The sequence below is a fragment of the Streptomyces sp. NPDC000151 genome (assembly GCF_040301705.1).
Taxonomy (GTDB): Bacteria; Actinomycetota; Actinomycetes; order Streptomycetales; family Streptomycetaceae; genus Streptomyces.
Genome location: NZ_JBEPFC010000168.1, coordinates 1 through 15,460 on the forward strand (window position 1 = coordinate 1; position 15,460 = coordinate 15,460).

General features: G+C 72.4%; 17 protein-coding genes. 11 read left to right on the forward strand and 6 right to left on the reverse strand.

Annotation, left to right across the window (positions count from 1 at the left end; translation table 11 throughout):
• The 3 genes from ABT381_RS30985 to ABT381_RS30995 all read left to right on the forward strand — a co-directional run.
• The coding region (locus ABT381_RS30985; protein WP_502965726.1) for an FAD/NAD(P)-binding protein at positions 1 to 727 on the forward strand (727 nt) is incomplete at its 5' end.
• Positions 724 to 1,965 carry an ATP-grasp domain-containing protein gene (locus ABT381_RS30990; RefSeq protein WP_351600034.1) on the forward strand — a complete coding sequence of 414 codons (1,242 nt, stop codon included), beginning with the start codon at positions 724 to 726 and terminating at the stop codon, positions 1,963 to 1,965. The genes ABT381_RS30985 and ABT381_RS30990, both read left to right, overlap by 4 nt.
• Before the next feature lies 1 nt (position 1,966).
• A complete protein-coding gene (locus ABT381_RS30995) occupies positions 1,967 to 2,923 on the forward strand; it encodes a DMT family transporter (RefSeq protein ID WP_351600036.1) in 957 nt (318 codons plus the stop codon).
• Between the two features lie 28 nt (positions 2,924 to 2,951).
• Here ABT381_RS30995 and ABT381_RS31000 read toward each other — a convergent pair whose 3' ends face one another.
• Positions 2,952 to 3,530 carry a TetR/AcrR family transcriptional regulator gene (locus tag ABT381_RS31000; RefSeq protein ID WP_351600037.1) on the reverse strand — a complete coding sequence of 193 codons (579 nt, stop codon included), beginning with the start codon at positions 3,528 to 3,530 and terminating at the stop codon, positions 2,952 to 2,954.
• 98 nt (positions 3,531 to 3,628) lie between these two features.
• On the opposite strand from ABT381_RS31000, the gene ABT381_RS31005 reads away from it, so the two are divergent.
• Positions 3,629 to 4,015, forward strand: coding sequence for a nuclear transport factor 2 family protein (locus ABT381_RS31005; protein WP_351600039.1), 387 nt, complete (start codon positions 3,629 to 3,631; stop codon positions 4,013 to 4,015).
• A 26-nt stretch (positions 4,016 to 4,041) separates the two neighbouring features.
• Here the strand turns inward: ABT381_RS31005 and ABT381_RS31010 are convergent, their stop codons facing one another.
• Positions 4,042 to 5,379 (reverse strand): aminotransferase-like domain-containing protein, encoded by a 1,338-nt coding sequence (locus ABT381_RS31010; protein ID WP_351600041.1) that lies wholly within the window; start codon positions 5,377 to 5,379, stop codon positions 4,042 to 4,044.
• Positions 5,380 to 5,542: 163 nt separating this feature from the next.
• Here ABT381_RS31010 and ABT381_RS31015 point away from each other — a divergent pair, with 163 nt between their 5' ends.
• Positions 5,543 to 6,190, forward strand: a complete 648-nt coding sequence (locus ABT381_RS31015) for a LysE family translocator (protein ID WP_351600043.1) — start codon at positions 5,543 to 5,545, stop codon at positions 6,188 to 6,190.
• A gap of 17 nt (positions 6,191 to 6,207) precedes the next feature.
• Here the strand turns inward: ABT381_RS31015 and ABT381_RS31020 are convergent, their stop codons facing one another.
• Positions 6,208 to 7,422: an esterase/lipase family protein gene (locus ABT381_RS31020; protein ID WP_351600045.1), complete on the reverse strand. Its 1,215-nt coding sequence runs from the start codon at positions 7,420 to 7,422 to the stop codon at positions 6,208 to 6,210.
• 397 nt (positions 7,423 to 7,819) lie between these two features.
• Here ABT381_RS31020 and ABT381_RS31025 point away from each other — a divergent pair, with 397 nt between their 5' ends.
• The gene (locus ABT381_RS31025; RefSeq protein WP_351600047.1) at positions 7,820 to 9,490 is read left to right on the forward strand and encodes an AMP-binding protein; all 1,671 of its coding nucleotides are present in this window, start codon (positions 7,820 to 7,822) and stop codon (positions 9,488 to 9,490) included.
• Here ABT381_RS31025 and ABT381_RS31030 read toward each other — a convergent pair.
• From ABT381_RS31030 to ABT381_RS31040, 3 genes are read right to left on the reverse strand one after another with little or no spacing between them, the layout of a single operon-like run.
• Positions 9,473 to 10,327 carry an MBL fold metallo-hydrolase gene (locus ABT381_RS31030; protein ID WP_351600049.1) on the reverse strand — a complete coding sequence of 285 codons (855 nt, stop codon included), beginning with the start codon at positions 10,325 to 10,327 and terminating at the stop codon, positions 9,473 to 9,475. The genes ABT381_RS31025 and ABT381_RS31030 overlap by 18 nt on opposite strands.
• Positions 10,324 to 10,479 (reverse strand): hypothetical protein, encoded by a 156-nt coding sequence (locus ABT381_RS31035; protein WP_351600051.1) that lies wholly within the window; start codon positions 10,477 to 10,479, stop codon positions 10,324 to 10,326. Before ABT381_RS31035 ends, ABT381_RS31030 begins: the two co-directional genes overlap by 4 nt.
• Before the next feature lie 34 nt (positions 10,480 to 10,513).
• Entirely contained in the window at positions 10,514 to 10,882 is a 369-nt protein-coding gene (locus ABT381_RS31040; RefSeq protein WP_351600052.1) for an MmcQ/YjbR family DNA-binding protein, read from the reverse strand.
• Between the two features lie 91 nt (positions 10,883 to 10,973).
• Between ABT381_RS31040 and ABT381_RS31045 the strand changes: the two genes are divergently transcribed.
• The 5 genes from ABT381_RS31045 to ABT381_RS31065 all read left to right on the forward strand — a co-directional run.
• Positions 10,974 to 11,753 carry a glucose 1-dehydrogenase gene (locus ABT381_RS31045; RefSeq protein WP_351600053.1) on the forward strand — a complete coding sequence of 260 codons (780 nt, stop codon included), beginning with the start codon at positions 10,974 to 10,976 and terminating at the stop codon, positions 11,751 to 11,753.
• Positions 11,754 to 12,006: 253 nt separating this feature from the next.
• The gene (locus tag ABT381_RS31050) at positions 12,007 to 12,615 is read left to right on the forward strand and encodes a helix-turn-helix domain-containing protein (RefSeq protein WP_351600055.1); all 609 of its coding nucleotides are present in this window, start codon (positions 12,007 to 12,009) and stop codon (positions 12,613 to 12,615) included.
• Between the two features lie 142 nt (positions 12,616 to 12,757).
• Entirely contained in the window at positions 12,758 to 13,963 is a 1,206-nt protein-coding gene (locus ABT381_RS31055) for an NAD(P)/FAD-dependent oxidoreductase (protein WP_351600057.1), read from the forward strand.
• Positions 13,960 to 14,316 (forward strand): (2Fe-2S)-binding protein, encoded by a 357-nt coding sequence (locus ABT381_RS31060; RefSeq protein ID WP_351600059.1) that lies wholly within the window; start codon positions 13,960 to 13,962, stop codon positions 14,314 to 14,316. The genes ABT381_RS31055 and ABT381_RS31060 overlap by 4 nt, the downstream gene beginning before the upstream one ends.
• Positions 14,313 to 15,460, forward strand: a 1,148-nt coding sequence (locus ABT381_RS31065; RefSeq protein WP_351600061.1) for an NAD(P)/FAD-dependent oxidoreductase, incomplete at its 3' end; no start/stop codon positions are given. The genes ABT381_RS31060 and ABT381_RS31065, both read left to right, overlap by 4 nt.

Below are 15,460 nucleotides of genomic sequence, written 5' to 3' on the forward strand. Positions count from 1 at the left end.
CCCGGCGGCCGCCGCGCGGCCCGCCGCCGTCGACGCCGGAGCCGCCCACCGGCGCCTGCTGCGGGACACGGAGCTGGCCGAGGCCGGACGGCTGCCCTGGCAGGACACCGTCGCCGAAGTGATCGACGCGCTCAACGCCGTACTGTCCGAACAGCCCGCCGCGGTACGACAACGCGTGCTGGCCGCTCACCGCCGTACGGTCACGCGCTTCATCTCCGCCATACCGGTCACGAACGCCCGGCTGCTGCTGCGCCACCTGGACGAGGGTCTCCTGGCCGTCGCCGACGAGCAGCCGTACCGGGCCGTCCCCGACCCGGCGGGCGACGGCTGGACCGTCACCTGGCCCGACGGTCGCCAGGAACGCTACGACTGGATCGTCTGCGCCACGGGATTCCGGCCGCCCGCCCTGACAGTGGGCCCCGACGCGAGCCTGCACATCGGAGCGCCCGCCGAAGCCCCCGGCCACCGGGCCGTCGAGGTGGGGCCCGACCTGCGCATCTCCCGCGGCCTTGGGGCACGGACCGGGGCGCCCGAGAGGATCTGGGCCCTCGGCGCGACGGCCGGCGCCCGTTTCCCGATCGTCAACTACCTGCGGGCAGCCGCCCAGCACGCCGGCCTCGTCGTCTCGGCCCTGGCCGGTGAACCCCTTCCCTCCGACGGTGTCCGAGCGGGCGCCGCCCCCACCCTCGTACCGGCGACCTCCGCCGCGCGAAAGGACGCACTGTGATTGCCCTGGTGAACCCCGTCTCCACCGGCGCCGAACTGGCCGCCGCCTTCGAGGAGGAGGGAGGCAGCTGCGTCCACGTCTACAGCGCCGGCCAGCGCGCCGCCCACGAGGCCGACCCGCACCCCTTCCGGCTCCTGATCGACGGGCCGGCCGCCGTGGCACCGGCGGCGGAGCAGCTGTCCCGGCTGGGCGTCGACACCGTCATGGCGGCCAGCGAGTACGGGGTCACTCTCGCCGACGAGCTCGCCGAACTGCTCGGGACGCCGCATCACGACCCCGCGCGGCGCGCCGCCAGGCGGGACAAGTACCTCATGATCCAGGCCCTGAAGGCGGCCGGCCTGCCGCACGCCCGCACCGTGACCGTCACATCGGAGCCCGAACTCGACAAGATCCTCGACGACTGGGACGACTACCCCCTGGTCGTCAAGCCGCTCGACAGCGCGGGCAGCGACGGCTGCACCCTCTGCCCCGACCGGGACACAGCGCGCGCGGCCTTCCGCCAGGTCACGGGCGCGACCAACCTCATGGGCAGCACCAACAACGAGGTCGTCGTCCAGCAGTGCCTCAACGGCGTCCAGTACATCGTCAACACCGTCAGCATGGGTGGCCGGCACCTGCTGACCGAGCTCTACGCCGAGCGCATCGACCGCGTCGACAACGCACCGATGCTGCGCCACATCATCTCGCGCGGCTCCCTGTCCGGCCCGGAACAGGAACTCGTGGACTATGTGCTCAGCTGCCTCGACGCGCTGGGAATCCGCGAGGGCGCCGCCCACACCGAAGTCATGCTGACGCCGGAAGGCCCCCGCCTGGTCGAGGTCAACTCACGGGTCATGGGTCCGTCGCTCGCACCGGACCCCTACCACGCCGCGTTCGGCTACAGCCACCAGCACCTCACCGCGGAACGCGTGCTGCGCCCCGACGAGTTCCAGCGGCGCTTCGACCTGCCGTACGCCCCGGCCCGTACGGTGGCCAAGGTACTGCTGCGGCCGCACGCCGACGGCGTACTGGAGGCGCTCGACGGGCTGCGCGTGCTGCGCCGCATGCCCGGCTTCCACAGCATCGCCCGGCTGCCGGTGGTCGGCGAGCCCGTGCGCGACCGCTATCTGACGACCGGCGCCTGCGGCATCGCCTACCTCGTCCACGAGGACGCGCAGCTGCTCGAAAGCGTGCTGGAGACGCTGCACGAGATCGAGGACAGCGGCGACTTCTTCCGCCTGCGTCCCGCAGGGGACTGAGATGTCCGCGCTGCTGATCCTGCTGTCCGTACTGCTGCAGGCCGGCTGCTTCGGCTATCTGTCGGGACGGCTCACGCCGAGCGGCAGCCTGCTGCTGTCCGGAGTCGGTTTCGCCATGGCGGCGGCCTTCTTCTCCTGCCTGCTGCTGATCCGGCGGTGGCGCGGTGCGGCCTCCCGGACCGCACCGCGACCGGAACGCCGCCGGGTACGGCAGCTCCTGCTGGTGGTCAATCTCCTCACGGCCGTCACCTTCCTGAGTTTCTACGTCGCCCTCGCGTGGATTCCGGCGACGCTCGCCAGCGGCATCGAGACGGCCCTCGGCCCGCTGGCGCTGGCCGGGCTGCAGTTGCTCCCCGGCGGCTTCGGGGCACGGCCCACCCGCCGTACGTGGCTGCACGCCGCCGGGCTCGCCCTCGTGGGCGGCGCGCTCGCCTGGCGGCTGACGGATCTGGACCATGTGCACTGGCCTGTCCTGGCGGGCGTCGTGCTCGCAGTCGTCGCCGGGGCCGGAGCCTCGGGGCTGGCGCTGGCGTCGAAAGCGCTCGGCCGTCTCGGCGTGGACCCCGTCACCGTCACCGCACACCGCTTCCACCTGACCTACCTGGGTGCGGGAGCGCTGTACCTCCTCCAGGCGGCGACCCCGGAGGAGAGCGGTGTCCCGGTCGGTCTGCTGCCCCTGATCGGGGCCACCGCGGTGACGGCACCGCTGTTCGTGCTCCAAGTGGGCCTGCAGCGCGCCGATCCGAGGGTCGCCATGACGATCCTGACGACGCTGCCCGGAGTCACCTACCTCTCGGAGGCGGCGTGGGGCGGGCCGCTCGACCTCGTAGGCCTCGGACTCACCGTGCTCCTGGCCGTACTGGCAGCGGTCTCGGCGGTGCCGGTGCGGCGCGCGCCGGCGGAACGGAGGCACGTGCGGGGGAGCCGGCCGGCTGACCGTGCCGGCTCCGCGCCGTGAGAGCGAGGAGCCGGTCGACGGCCACGGCTCAAGCGGGAGGCTCCCCGATGAACCCCGCGACGAGTTCGCGGACGTACGCCTCGTCCGTACCGGGAATCGAGAAGACCACCCGAAAGTAGAGCGGCGCGATGATTCGGTCCAGCACCTGCTCCAAGGACGGGGGCGGGGGTACGTCGCCACGCTCCCGCGCCGTGTCGAGAACGGGGCGGAAGCGCTCGCTGACCCTGTCCAGGCACTCGCGCAGTCCCTCGTGCCGCTCGTCGACGTCGGGCGCAACCTCGGCGCGGAAGAACGCGATGCCACCGGGCCGGGAGAGCTCCGCCAGCGTCCAGATCGCCTGGTTCTCCAGGTCGGTGCGCAGGTCGCCGACGAGCGGGGGCGCGCCGACGTCGCCGCGGTACTTGGCGACGTCGGCCAGGAGCGCGGCGAGCGAACCCCAGCGCCGGTAGAGGGTGCTGGAGTTGACCCCCGCGCGCTCGGCCACGGCGGGGAGGGTCACCTGGTCGGCGCCGCGCTCGCTCACCAGCGCGACCGCGGCGCTGTGCACGGCGGCACGGACGCGGGCGCTGCGGCCGCCGGGTCGCTTCGTCGATGCGTCAGCGTTCACCCCTCCATCCTAAAGCAAAGAGTTGCGCCTTAGTGGGCAGGGCGCTTACGGTCACACTAAAGCGGAGGTCACTGCTTTAGAGCTCTGAAGGGAATGTCATGTCCACCAACGAAGCCACCCTCGCCCTCGGGCGCAGCTTCCACCAAGCCCTCGTCTCGGGCGACTGGGACGGCATCCGGGCCCTGTTGCACGACGACGCCACTTGGACCCTGCCCGGCGACAACACCATCTCCGGCACAGCCGATGGCGCCGACGCGGTGGTGGAGCGTGCTCGGCGGATCGCCTCGTACGGCCTCGACTTCGAGCTGCTGCACCTTCTGGTCAGCAGGGAGAACATGGCGCTCTCCCTGCACAACACCGCGCGCCGGGAGGACGCCGTGCTGGACGAATACCTGGCCACGGTCTGCCGGCTCCGCGACGGAAAGATCGCGAGTATCGAGACGTATCTCTCCGACGTGCCCGGGATGAACGCCTTCTTCGTCTGACGACTCCCAGCACTTAAAACTCGAGCTCAGGCCGTGACGAGATCGTCCGGCGCGGAGCGGGCCAGGTCGGCGAGTGTGGCCAGTGCCTGGGACAGCACCTCGGGCCGTGGCGAGGCGAGGCCGAGCCGGACCGCGTTGGGGGAGTGGTTGCCGCCGACGGCGAACGCGGCGGCCGGCGCCACGCCGATGCCATGGCGCGCGGCGGCGGCGACGAAGGTGTCGGCGCGCCACGGCCGGGGCAGCTCCCACCAGCAGTGGTACGAGCGCGGGTCGCTGCGGACCGTGAAGCCGTCCAGGTGCCCGGCCGCGATCTCCTGGCGTACGGCGGCTTCCCGCTGCTTGGCCCGTACGAGCGTCTGCACGGTGCCGTCCCGCTGCCAGCGGGCGGCCGCCTCCAGGGCGAAGCGCGCGGGGGCCCAGCCCCCAGAGCGCAGCGCGGTGGCGATGGCGCCGGCCAGGGAGCCGGGGGCCGTCACGAACCCCAGGGTCAGGCCGGGGGCGATGCGCTTGGACAGGCTGTCGACGAGAACGGTGCGCTCGGGGGCGAAGGCGGCGAGCGGCGGGAGCTCGTCACGGAGGAAGGCCCAGATGCTGTCCTCGACCGCGGTGATCCCCAACCGCCGTAGTACGTCGGCCAGTTGCTCCACCCGCTCGCTGGGCATGGTGAGCGACAGCGGATTGTGCAGCGTCGGCTGTACGTAGACGGCGTGCAGCGGGCCCGCGCGGTGGGCCTCCGCCACGGCTTCCGGGACCAGCCCGTGCTCGTCCATGGCCAGCGGGACCAGGGTGATGTCGAGGCGCGTGGCGATGGCCTTGATCACCGGGTACGTCAGCTGCTCGACGCCGAGCCGGGCGCCCGGCGGCACCAGGGCGGTGAGGACGGCCGAGATGGCCTGCCGCCCGTTTCCCGCGAACAGTACGTGCGCCGGGTCGGGGCGCCAGCCCCCGCGGGCGAGCAGCTCGGCGGCGGACTCCCGTACGGCCGGAACGCCCGCGGCGCCGATCGGTCGCAACGCGTGCTCCAGGACGTCGTGCCGCAGCATCCCGCCGAGGCCCTCGGCCAGCAGCGCGGCCTGCTCGGGCACCACCGGGTAGTTGAGCTCCAGGTCGACCCGGCTCAGCGCGGGTTCGGTGAGCGCCGGGGCGGCGGGGCGGGGGGCCGCGCGGACGAACGTGCCGCGGCCCACTTCGCCCACCGTGAGGCCGCGGCGGGCCAGTTCCTGATAGACGCGCGCCGCGGTGGAGTTGGCGATGCCGTACTGCTGCGCGAACCGGCGCTGCGGGGGCAGCCGGTCGCCCGGCCGGAGGGCGCCCGACGCGATCTCCCCGGCCACGGCGTCGGCGACGCTCTGGTAGTCCTGCACGGCTCTCCCCTTGCTCGCTCCCGCCCTTCCTCTGGCCGCGCCACCCAACCACGGAATTGCACCGAGTGCAATAGGGGATATTGCATCGAGGATTGGCGAGCAATACGCTCAGGGCATTGCGCTGGCATGGCGCTGACAATTGAGCGCACAATGAGGGGTTTTCATGGTGGAAATGAGCGGGATCCTCGGGGTCGTCGCGGTGTCCCTCGGAATGGTGCTCACGCCGGGCCCGAACATGGTCTATCTCGTGTCCCGCAGCATCACGCAGGGCCGGCGGGCCGGCATCGTCTCGCTCGGCGGGGTCGCCCTGGGATTCATGATCTATCTGCTGGCCGCGAACCTGGGCCTGTCGGTCCTCTTCATCGCCGTACCCGAGCTGTACTTCGCCGTGAAGCTGGCCGGCGCCGCCTATCTCGCCTACCTCGCGTGGAACGCCCTGAGGCCGGGCGGCCTCTCGGCCTTCGACCCGCAGGACGTCCCGCACGACTCGCCGCGCAAGCTGTTCATGATGGGCCTGATGACGAACCTGCTCAACCCGAAGATCGCCATCATGTACCTGTCCCTCATCCCTCAGTTCATCGACCTGAAGGGCGGCCATGTGCTGTTCCAGGGCCTGCTGCTCGGCTCGGTCCAGATCGTGGTCAGCGTCGCCGTCAACCTGGCCATCGTGCTCGCGGCCGGCGCCATCGCCGCGTTCCTCGCGCGCCGCGCCTCCTGGCTCAAGGCGCAGCGCTACATGATGGGGACGGTGCTCGGCGCGCTCGCCGTGTCACTGGCGATCGACACCTCGGCGCCGACAGCGACCAACTGACCTTGCCGGATGGGTGCCTACGGCAGCCGCTCCAGCAGCCACGTGCACAGTTCTTCGGTGATCTCCGTGTGTCCGGTGGTCGTGGGCGAGCAGAAGTACTCGTCCAGCTCGCTCTCGTCCGGACCCATGCTGCTGATGTCCGCGTAGAGGTCCTTCTGGGCGTCGATGTCGCGGACCGCGACCGCGCTGACCGAGGGGACGAAGCAGAGGTGCTCGTGGCGGAGGTCCACCTCGGCGCCGAACTTCTTCAGCATGTCGGCCAGGATCTTGTACGAGTTCAGGGTGCCGCCGGGGGCGCCGTCGAGCTCGGGGAAGCCATCGGTGGTGATGGTCTTCTCGGCCTGCGGGAACTTGCGGTACAGCTGGGCGGCGGTGACCTTGCTGCCCTGGGCCTGGGTGTGGAAGGTCGTGCCGGGGTAGATGCGGTCGACCTTCAGCGCGACCTCACCGGGCGGGACGTCGGGCAGCCCGATGCCGTCGCCGCGGCCGTTGGCCACGGCGATGAGGCGGGGACGCCGCGGCCAGTCGCCGAGCCTCCGCAAGTCCGCCAGGAACTGCTCGCGCAGGGGGTCCACCCGGATCTCACCGGTCTTGCTGTCGTAGTGGCGCCAGAGCATCTGCCGGGCGGCGGGGCTGTTCATCTGCCGCGCGAAGTCGTTGGCCAGCGGGATGAAGTGGGAGAACGCCTGGAGGCCGACGGGGATGACGCCGCCGCGGTGCGGGGTGTCGTAGGAGAAGTAGAGCGCGGTCTGGTGATCCATGCGTTGCATTTCCAGCTTGGCCAGCGCATAGCGGGTGATCAGGCCGCCCATGCTGAAACCGCCGACCGCCAGCGGGCTGTCCCCCGCCCGCCGGGTGATGGCCTCCATGATGGCGGCCACCGCGGTCCCGGCGTTGTCCACGATGGACGAGGTGCGCTCGTCGAAGCCGAGCAGGATGACATCCCTGCCCGCCTGACGCACCCTGCTGATCAGCGGGAAGTCGGCTTCCAGGCCCGCGTACAGCCACTTGAGGTCGCTCTTGCCGAGGTTGAATCCGTCGGCCATGATGACCGGCTTCTCGAGCTGCTGGCGGCCCTCGGCGTAGTAGACGTGGGCGAAGCCGTTCGGAAGTAACCACTGCTCGTCCGGCTCCGGCACCTCGACCGGCCCGGCCGGTGCGGCGGACAGCGGATCTGCGATGGTGAACGCGCCGATGGCCTGCTCCGCCTGCGCACCCTGCTGCTGCGACAACGTCTCTCCTCGTGTCTTCGCGCATGGCGCAGCGGCCCGCTGGGCACGGGCTCGGAGACTGCGGGGAGGCGCGAGGACGGGCACATCATGGGCATGGCCACCATGGGTCGGCGAGGGCTGGTCACTCCATTCACCTTTATGAGTGCGAATGCCGCTGGAGCCGTTTATTCCACGGCGCATGCTGGGCACCGTGCGCCCCTGAAAGCCTCGAATTCCCCCTCGCCACCGCGGTCTTCCGCCGGGCCGGGTGCGCGGCTGCGATCTTCGCGGCGCGTAAGGGTAGGCGAGGGAGAGACCCTCAGGGCATGCTTGGCGCCATGTTGCAGCAGGCACGTACGCGGTGTGCTTGGGACGACGTGCAGTGGGAGTTCGCCGAGTACCGCGAGGAGGACCACCGATGAGCGTTCCGGAGAAGACCACGGCGCCGGACGGCCGTCCGCTGTCCTACGAGAGCGGCGAGCGCGGCCGTCCGCTGCTGGACCGCACCATCGGCGCCGACCTGGAGCTGGCCATCGAGCGGTTCGGCGACCGCGAGGCGATGGTGGACGTGGCCGGCGGGCGGCGGTGGACGTACGAGCAGTTCGGGCGGGCCGTGGACGAGGTGGCACGCGGACTGCTCGCCAAGGGGGTGGGCAAGGGCGACCGGGTGGGCATCTGGGCGCCCAACTGCCCCGAGTGGACGCTGGTCCAGTACGCCACGGCCCGCATCGGCGCCGTCATGGTCAACATCAACCCGGCCTACCGGGTGCACGAGCTGGCGTACGTGCTGAATCAGTCCGGCGTCGAGGTGCTGGTCTCCGCGGTCACGCACAGGACCAGCGACTACCGGCGGATGGTGGCGGAGGTGCGCGCGGACGCCGCCCGGCTCCGGGAGGTCGTGTACATCGCCGACCCCAGCTGGGAGGAGCTGCTGGCCGCCGGTACCGCGGTCCCGGCCGCCCGGGTCGCGGAGATCGCCGCGACGCTCGACCCGGACGACCCGATCAACATCCAGTACACCTCGGGCACGACCGGCTTCCCCAAGGGCGCCACCCTCTCGCACCGCAACATCCTCAACAACGGTTACTGGGTGGGCGAGACGGTCGGTTACACGGAAGCGGACCGGGTCTGCCTGCCGGTGCCCTTCTACCACTGTTTCGGCATGGTCATGGGAAACCTCGCGATCACTTCGCACGGCGCCTGCTCCGTCATCCCGGCCCCCGCCTTCGACCCGGCCGCGACCCTGCGCGCCGTCCAGCAGGAGCGCTGCACGTCCCTCTACGGGGTGCCGACGATGTTCATCGCCGAGCTGAACCTTCCCGACTTCGCCTCGTACGATCTGAGTTCGCTGCGCACCGGCATCATGGCGGGCTCGCCCTGTCCGGTGGAGGTCATGAAGCGGGTGGTCGCCGAGATGCACATGGCCGAGGTCTCCATCTGCTATGGCATGACCGAGACCTCGCCGGTCTCCACCCAGACCCGCCGCGACGACGACCTGGAGCACCGCACGGAGACGGTCGGCCGGGTGCTGCCGCACGTCGAGGTGCGGGTCGTCGACCCGGTGACCGGCGACACCGTGCCGCGCGGCGAGCCCGGCGAGCTGTGCACCCGCGCGTACAGCGTGATGCTCGGCTACTGGGAGGAGCCCGAGCGCACGGCCGAGGTCATCGACTCCGAGGGCTGGATGCACACGGGGGACCTGGCGGTCATGAACGACGACGGCTATCTGCGGATCGTCGGCCGGATCAAGGACATGATCATCAGGGGCGGTGAGAACGTCTATCCGCGGGAGATCGAGGAGTTCCTGTACGGACACCCGAAGATCGCGGACGTGCAGGTGGTCGGCGTGCCGGACGAGAAGTACGGCGAGGAGATCGCGGCCTGCGTCATCCTCAAGGACCCGGCCGACACCCTGACCCAGCAGGAGCTGGCCGACTACTGCCGCGACCGGCTCGCGCACTACAAGGTGCCGCGCCACCTCGACATCCTGGAGTCCTTCCCGATGACGGTCAGCGGCAAGGTCCGCAAGATCGAACTCCGCGACCGGCTGGCGGCGGAGCTGTCCGGCGGCTCATCCGGCCAGGCGTAGGAACGTCCACGGGTCGTGCGCGTTGAGCACCGTGATCTCCGCTGCGCGCGCGGCCTCGGCCAGCCGCCGCTGGTTGGCGATCCGCAGCTCCGCGTCCACCTGTGCGTCAAGCTGGATGAAGTCCATCAACGGATGCGAGGACGGGGCCTCCGCGGCGATCTCCAGGTGGTAGAAGTAGGCGTCCCCGGCGTGCAGCAGCCACCGGTCCCCGTCGCGCACGGCGATCCCGGCGTGCCCCGCGCTGTGCCCGCCCAGCGGTACGAGCAGGAAGTCGCCGCCCAGGCCCGCCAGTTCGCGCACGCCGGCGAAGCCGGCCCAGGTGTCGCCGCCACCCGCCGCGTACGTCTCCCAGCGCGGGCCGTGCGCCCAGTGGGCGGGGCGGTACCGGAGGCTGGGGGCTTCCGCCGCGGCCGCCGCCAGCTCGTCGGCCCGCACATGCACCCGCGCCGCGGGGAAGTCGGGCAGCCCTCCGGTGTGGTCCACGTCGAGATGGGTCACCGCGATGTGCCGGACGTCCTCGGCCCGGTAACCGAGCCGCTCGACCTGCCGCACGGCGGGCTCCGCGGGGTCCAGTGCGGGCGCCGCCAGCTCCTGCCACTCCTGGTCCAGGGTGTCCTGCGGGCGCTGTACGTCCGCTGTGCCCAGCCCGGTCTCGACGAGGACCAGTCCGTCCGCTTCCGTCTCGACGAGCAGACAGTGGCAGACGACGGGCAGCGGCCGCGGCCCGTGGTAGGTCGCCTCGATGGTCGTCATCGAGCCGCAGTTGAGGTGATGGATCTTCATGCTGCCCCCGATCTTCATGCCACCCCCGATCTTCGGGCTGTCCCCGATCTTCATGCTGCCCCTCCGACGGTGGGTGCCGTGAGCTGTGCTTCGATCAGCGTGCCGACCCGGTCGGCGACGGCATGGACGACGGTGGCGACCGGGCAGCCGTCCCGGTAGTCCGAGGCCGTCAGCCCCTCGGCCAGCAGGCCCCCGAGCGCGGTCACCGCCGCCCGGGCCCGTCCGCCGCCTCAAGGCTTCTCAGGGGCGGTCGAGCCGGAGCCGTACCGCGCGGGGCAGGCCCGCGACGACCAGGTCGTAGGAGTCCTCGATCAGCTCGCGGACCAGGCGGTCCGGCAGCCCGCCGGTGAGCGAGACGGTGTTCCAGTGCCGCTTGTTCAGGTGGTACCCGGGGACGATCTCGGGGTGCGCGGCGCGCAGCCGGACCGCCTCGTCGGGGTCGCACTTCAGGCTGACGGTGAGCGGGTCGGCGGCGTCCAGCGAAGAGAGCGCGAAGATCTTCCCGCCCACCTTGTAGACCGCCACGTCGGGGTTGCCGGGGAAGGGGAACTCCTCGGCCGAGCCATTGAATTCCAGACAGAAAGCGCGCAGGGCGTGGTGATCGAACATGAGGTCATTATGTGGCGTCGAGCTCTTGACCTGACTACTTGTCATATGGCTGATTGAAAGGCCGTTGGACGAGGTGATGGAGGAAGACCCGGTGCTCACGCTCGAAGGCAAGACCGCGATCATCACGGGTGCGGCCCGCGGCCAGGGAGAAGCCGAGGCCCGGCTCTTCGCCCGGCTCGGCGGGCGGGTGGTCCTGGCCGACGTGCTGGACGAGCCCGGGAAGCGGGTCGCCGACGAGATCGGCGAGGCGGCGCGCTACGTCCACCTCGACGTCACGGACGAGGCGGGCTGGAAGGCCGTGGTGGCCACCGCGGTCGAGACCTTCGGCGGGGTGGACGTACTGATCAACAACGCGGGCGTGTTCCGCTCGATGCCGCTGGCCGACGAGTCGGTGGAGAACTTCGAGCGCACGCTGCGGATCAACCTCGTCGGCCCGTTCCTCGGCATCAAGGCGGTCCAGGACGCGATGGTGCGGGCCGGCGGCGGCTCCATCGTCAACATCTCCTCCGTGGGCGGTCTCACCGGCATCCCCCGTACGGGCGGCTACGGCGCCTCCAAGTGGGGGCTGCGCGGCCTGACGAAGATCGCCGCACTGGAGCTGGGCCAGTACGGCATCCGGGTCAACTCCGTGCACCCGGGCGTCATCGACACCCCGATGGTCGCCGAGGTCGCGGCCATGCCGGAGTCCGGCGCCCACCCGGGCGTCGCGCTGGGCCGCATCGGCCTGCCGAACGACGTGGCGGGCCTGGTGGCCTTCCTCGCCTCGGACTCCTCCGGCTATCTGACCGGCGCCGAGATCGCGGTGGACGGCGGCTCGTCGGCGGGCCCCATGCCGCCGGCCGCCGCGCAGGGCGAGGCGGCCGCTGTGTGAAACGTCTCCTCGGGAGTTCCGGCGGTTCCGGCCGGGGCGAAGGGGGACGCAGTGGCACAGAGCGGTCGGTGGTTCCTGGCTGATTCGCGGCCCCCTCGCCATGCCCTCGCGGCGCCCTTGCAATCCCCGTGCAGTCCTCTTCCGGTCCTCGCGTCACTCCGTAAACTGTTCGGCAAAGCGAACGGTGCGCACGGAAGCGACGTTCGGTGAACGGAACAGGCGTGAGGACGCGCCGCGGCGGAAGGCGGGAAGGGTGAGCGCTCCCGAGGGCTCGATCCGGGACATGCTGGCGGCGAACCTGAAGCGCGCCAGGACGCGGCGGGGACTCTCGCTCTCCGAGCTGTCCCGGCGCTCCAGGATCGGCAAGGCCACGCTGTCGCAGCTGGAGTCCGGCACCGGAAACCCCACCATCGAGACGGTGTTCAGCCTCTCGCGCGCGCTGGAGGTGCCGATCTCCGGACTGCTGGACACCCTCCCGGCCGACGGCCCGACCGTGGTGCGCGCCGCCGACGTCGAGGTGCTCAGCGGCGAAGCGGTCGACCTGCGGCCGCTGCGCCGCTTCGAGCTCGGCGAGGCCGGCTTCGAGGTGTACGACCAGCAGGTACGCGAGGGCGCCCGGCAGAACTCGCTGGGCCATGTCGGCACCGAGCACACCGTCGTGCAGGCCGGACGGCTGGCCGTGGACGTGGACGGCGAGCACATCGAGCTCGGCCCCGGCGACTACGTCGGCTTCGATGCCTCGCGGCCGCACGCCTACACGGCGCTGGGCGGCCCGGTCCGCTCGGTGCTGCTCCTCCAGTACCGGGCGGGCGTGCGGCCCGCGGACGGCGACGCGCACCCGGTACTCGGCCCGCACACCTGACAGCGGCGCCCGGCCGCCGGCACTGATGCTGCGTCAGATCAATTCCGCGGCATTTTCGTGTTACTTCCATTGACCTTCCCCCGGCCCGCTTCTAGCCTCGCATCGTTCGGTAAAGCGAACGAAGGAGCGGCCAATGCGGTCGATGAACAGAACGCGGGTCGTGGTCCTCGGCGCCGGGATCGTCGGCGCGGCCTGCGCACGCGAACTGGCCCTGGACGGCGGCTTCCAGGTGACCGTCGTGGACCGGGGCGGCGCCGCCGAGGCGACCACCGCACACGGCGAGGGCAACGTCCTCGTCTCCGACAAGGGCCCGGGGCCCGAGCTGGAACTCGCCCAGCTCTCCCGCCGGCTGTGGCCCGAAACGCTGGCCGCCGTCGCCGGGCGCTCGCCCCGCGCCGCCGACGCCGTACGCGCCGTCGAGTGGGACCCCAAGGGCGGCATTGTCGTCGCCACCACGGAAGGGGGTGCCAAGGAACTGACCCGCTTCGCCGCCGACCAGCGCGGGGCCGGAGTACGGGCCGACCCCCTGGACGCCGCCGCACTCGCCGCGGCCGAACCGCACGTCACCCGCGACCACGCCGCGGCCCTGCACTACCCCGAGGACGCCCAGGTGCAGCCCGCCGCCGCGGCCGCCGCGCTGCTCGGCGATGCCCTCGCGCACGGCGCCACGCTGCGCACCGGCTGCGACGTCCTCGGCGCCCGCACCAGAGGCGGCCGCCTCACCGCCGTCCGTACCTCCGAAGGCGACCTGGCCGCCGACCTCTTCGTGAACGCGGCCGGCCCCTGGTCCAGGCGGCTCGCAGCGCGCCTCGGCGCCCCCGTCGACGTCCGCCCCCGCCGCGGCGACATCCTCGTCACCGCACCGCTGCCGCCCACCGTCTTCCACAAGGTCTACGACGCCGACTACGTGGGCGCCGTCGGCAGCAGCGCCGAGGACCTGCAGACCTCGGCCGTCGTCGAGGCCACCCGCGGCGGCAGCGTGCTGCTCGGCTCCTCCCGCCGCCGCACCGGCTTCGACGACCGGCTGCGCCCCGAGGTGCTGTCCGCCGTCGCCGCCAAGGCGCTCCGGCTCTTCCCCGGCCTCGCCGACGTGCCCGTCATGCGCGCCTACGGCGGCTTCCGCCCGTACGTACCCGACCACCTGCCCGTCATCGGCGCCGACCCGCGGCTGCCGGGGCTGTGGCACGCGACCGGCCACGAGGGCGCCGGCATCGGCCTCTCGCTCGGCACCGCCCGCCTGCTGCGCGACCTGGTGCGCGGCGCCGCACCGGAGATGGACCCCGCCCCGTTCCGGGTGGACCGCCCCGCCGTACTGGGGACACCGGCCCCGAGTGAGGAGAGCGCATGAGCCCCCGACTGATCCGCGCCGCGGCCGACGCCACCGGGCGGCGGCCCGAGCGGCCGCTGCGCATCACCGTGGACGGCGAGCCGGTCACCGGCATCGCGGGCCAGAGCATCGCCGGCGTACTGCTCGCGGCCGGCCGCACCTCCTGGCGCACGGCGCGCTCGGGCGCCCCGCGCGGGGTGTTCTGCGGCATCGGCGTGTGCTTCGACTGCGTACTGACCGTCAACGGCGCGTCCGACGTACGGGCCTGCCGGCGCCGGGCGGCGGACGGGGACGTGGTGACCACCCAGAGCCGGTCGGACCGGACTCGGTCGGACGGACCGGCAGTCGGCGACGCGGCGGGGGAGGGCGCATGACGCATCGTCAGGTAGTAGTGGTCGGCGCCGGTCCCGCCGGGCTGGCCGCGGCCGCCTCCGCGCTGGCCGCCGGGGCTGCCGTCACCCTCCTCGACACGGCCGAACGGCCCGGAGGCCAGTACCACCGCATGTTGCCCGAGGAGTACGGCGCCGCCCGGCCGGGGCGGCTGCACCACGGGTGGGCCGCGTTCGACGCCCTCCAACGCCGCGTCCTCGGCCACCCGCGCTGCACCTGGCTGGCCGAGACCGCGGTCTGGGCGCTGGAGCGGCCGGAGCCCGGGCGGCCCGGCCCGCCCCTCGTCCACACCCTGACCGGCCCCGCCGACGGCACGGACCGGCCGCGCCGCACCCTCGCCCCCGACGCGCTGGTCCTCGCCCCCGGCGCCCACGACCGGGTACTCCCCTTCCCCGGCTGGGAGTTGCCCGGCGTGTACGCGGCCGGCGCGGCGCAGGCGCTCGCCAAGGGGGAGCGGCTGGTCATCGGCGACGACGTGCTGCTCGCGGGCAGCGGCCCTTTCCTGCTCCCCGTCGCCGCCGCGCTGCTGGAGGCGGGCGCCGGGGTGCGGGCGGTCCTGGAGGCGAACCCGGCGGCGACCGTCGCCCGCGGCTGGGCGCGCCGCCCCTGGGAACTGGCGGAGCAGCCCGGCAAGGCCGCCGAACTCGCCAAGTACACCACCCTGTTGGCCCGCCACCGCGTCCCGTACCGGATGGGCCGGAGCGTCATCGAGGCGCGCGGGGACGGCCGCGTCGAGGAGGCGGTCACCGCGCGGCTGCGCCCCGACTGGTCGGTGGTCCCGGGCAGCGAGGTGACCGTCGCCGTGGACGCGCTCTGCGTCGGCCACGGCTTCAGCCCGCAACTGGAGCTGCCGCTCGCCGCGGGTTGCGCGCTGCTGCGGTCCCCGGCCGGCGAGTTCGTGGCCGTCGACGGCGACCAGCTGACCAGCTGCCCGGGCGTGTACGCGGCCGGGGAGATCACCGGCATCGCGGGCGCGCCGGCCGCCCGTACCGAAGGCGCGCTCGCGGGCTGGCTCGCGGGCGGCGGCGACCCCGCGGCGCCCGCGCTGCGCCGGGTGCGCCGCAACCGCGACCGGGGCCGCGCCTTCGCCGCGCGGCTGGCCGCCGCCCATCCGGTCGGGTCCGCCTG

Excerpts from the sequence above, each read along its gene's own strand:
- ABT381_RS30995 (WP_351600036.1), top strand. The coding sequence starts at position 1,967 with ATGTCCGCGCTGCTGATCCTGCTGTCCGTACTGCTGCAGGCCGGCTGC.
- ABT381_RS31005 (WP_351600039.1), top strand. The coding sequence starts at position 3,629 with ATGTCCACCAACGAAGCCACCCTCGCCCTCGGGCGCAGCTTCCACCAA.
- ABT381_RS31015 (WP_351600043.1), top strand. The coding sequence starts at position 5,543 with ATGGTGGAAATGAGCGGGATCCTCGGGGTCGTCGCGGTGTCCCTCGGA.
- ABT381_RS31025 (WP_351600047.1), top strand. The coding sequence starts at position 7,820 with ATGAGCGTTCCGGAGAAGACCACGGCGCCGGACGGCCGTCCGCTGTCC.
- ABT381_RS31030 (WP_351600049.1), bottom strand. The coding sequence starts at position 10,327 with ATGAAGATCGGGGACAGCCCGAAGATCGGGGGTGGCATGAAGATCGGG.
- ABT381_RS31040 (WP_351600052.1), bottom strand. The coding sequence starts at position 10,882 with ATGTTCGATCACCACGCCCTGCGCGCTTTCTGTCTGGAATTCAATGGC.
- ABT381_RS31055 (WP_351600057.1), top strand. The coding sequence starts at position 12,758 with ATGAACAGAACGCGGGTCGTGGTCCTCGGCGCCGGGATCGTCGGCGCG.
- ABT381_RS31060 (WP_351600059.1), top strand. The coding sequence starts at position 13,960 with ATGAGCCCCCGACTGATCCGCGCCGCGGCCGACGCCACCGGGCGGCGG.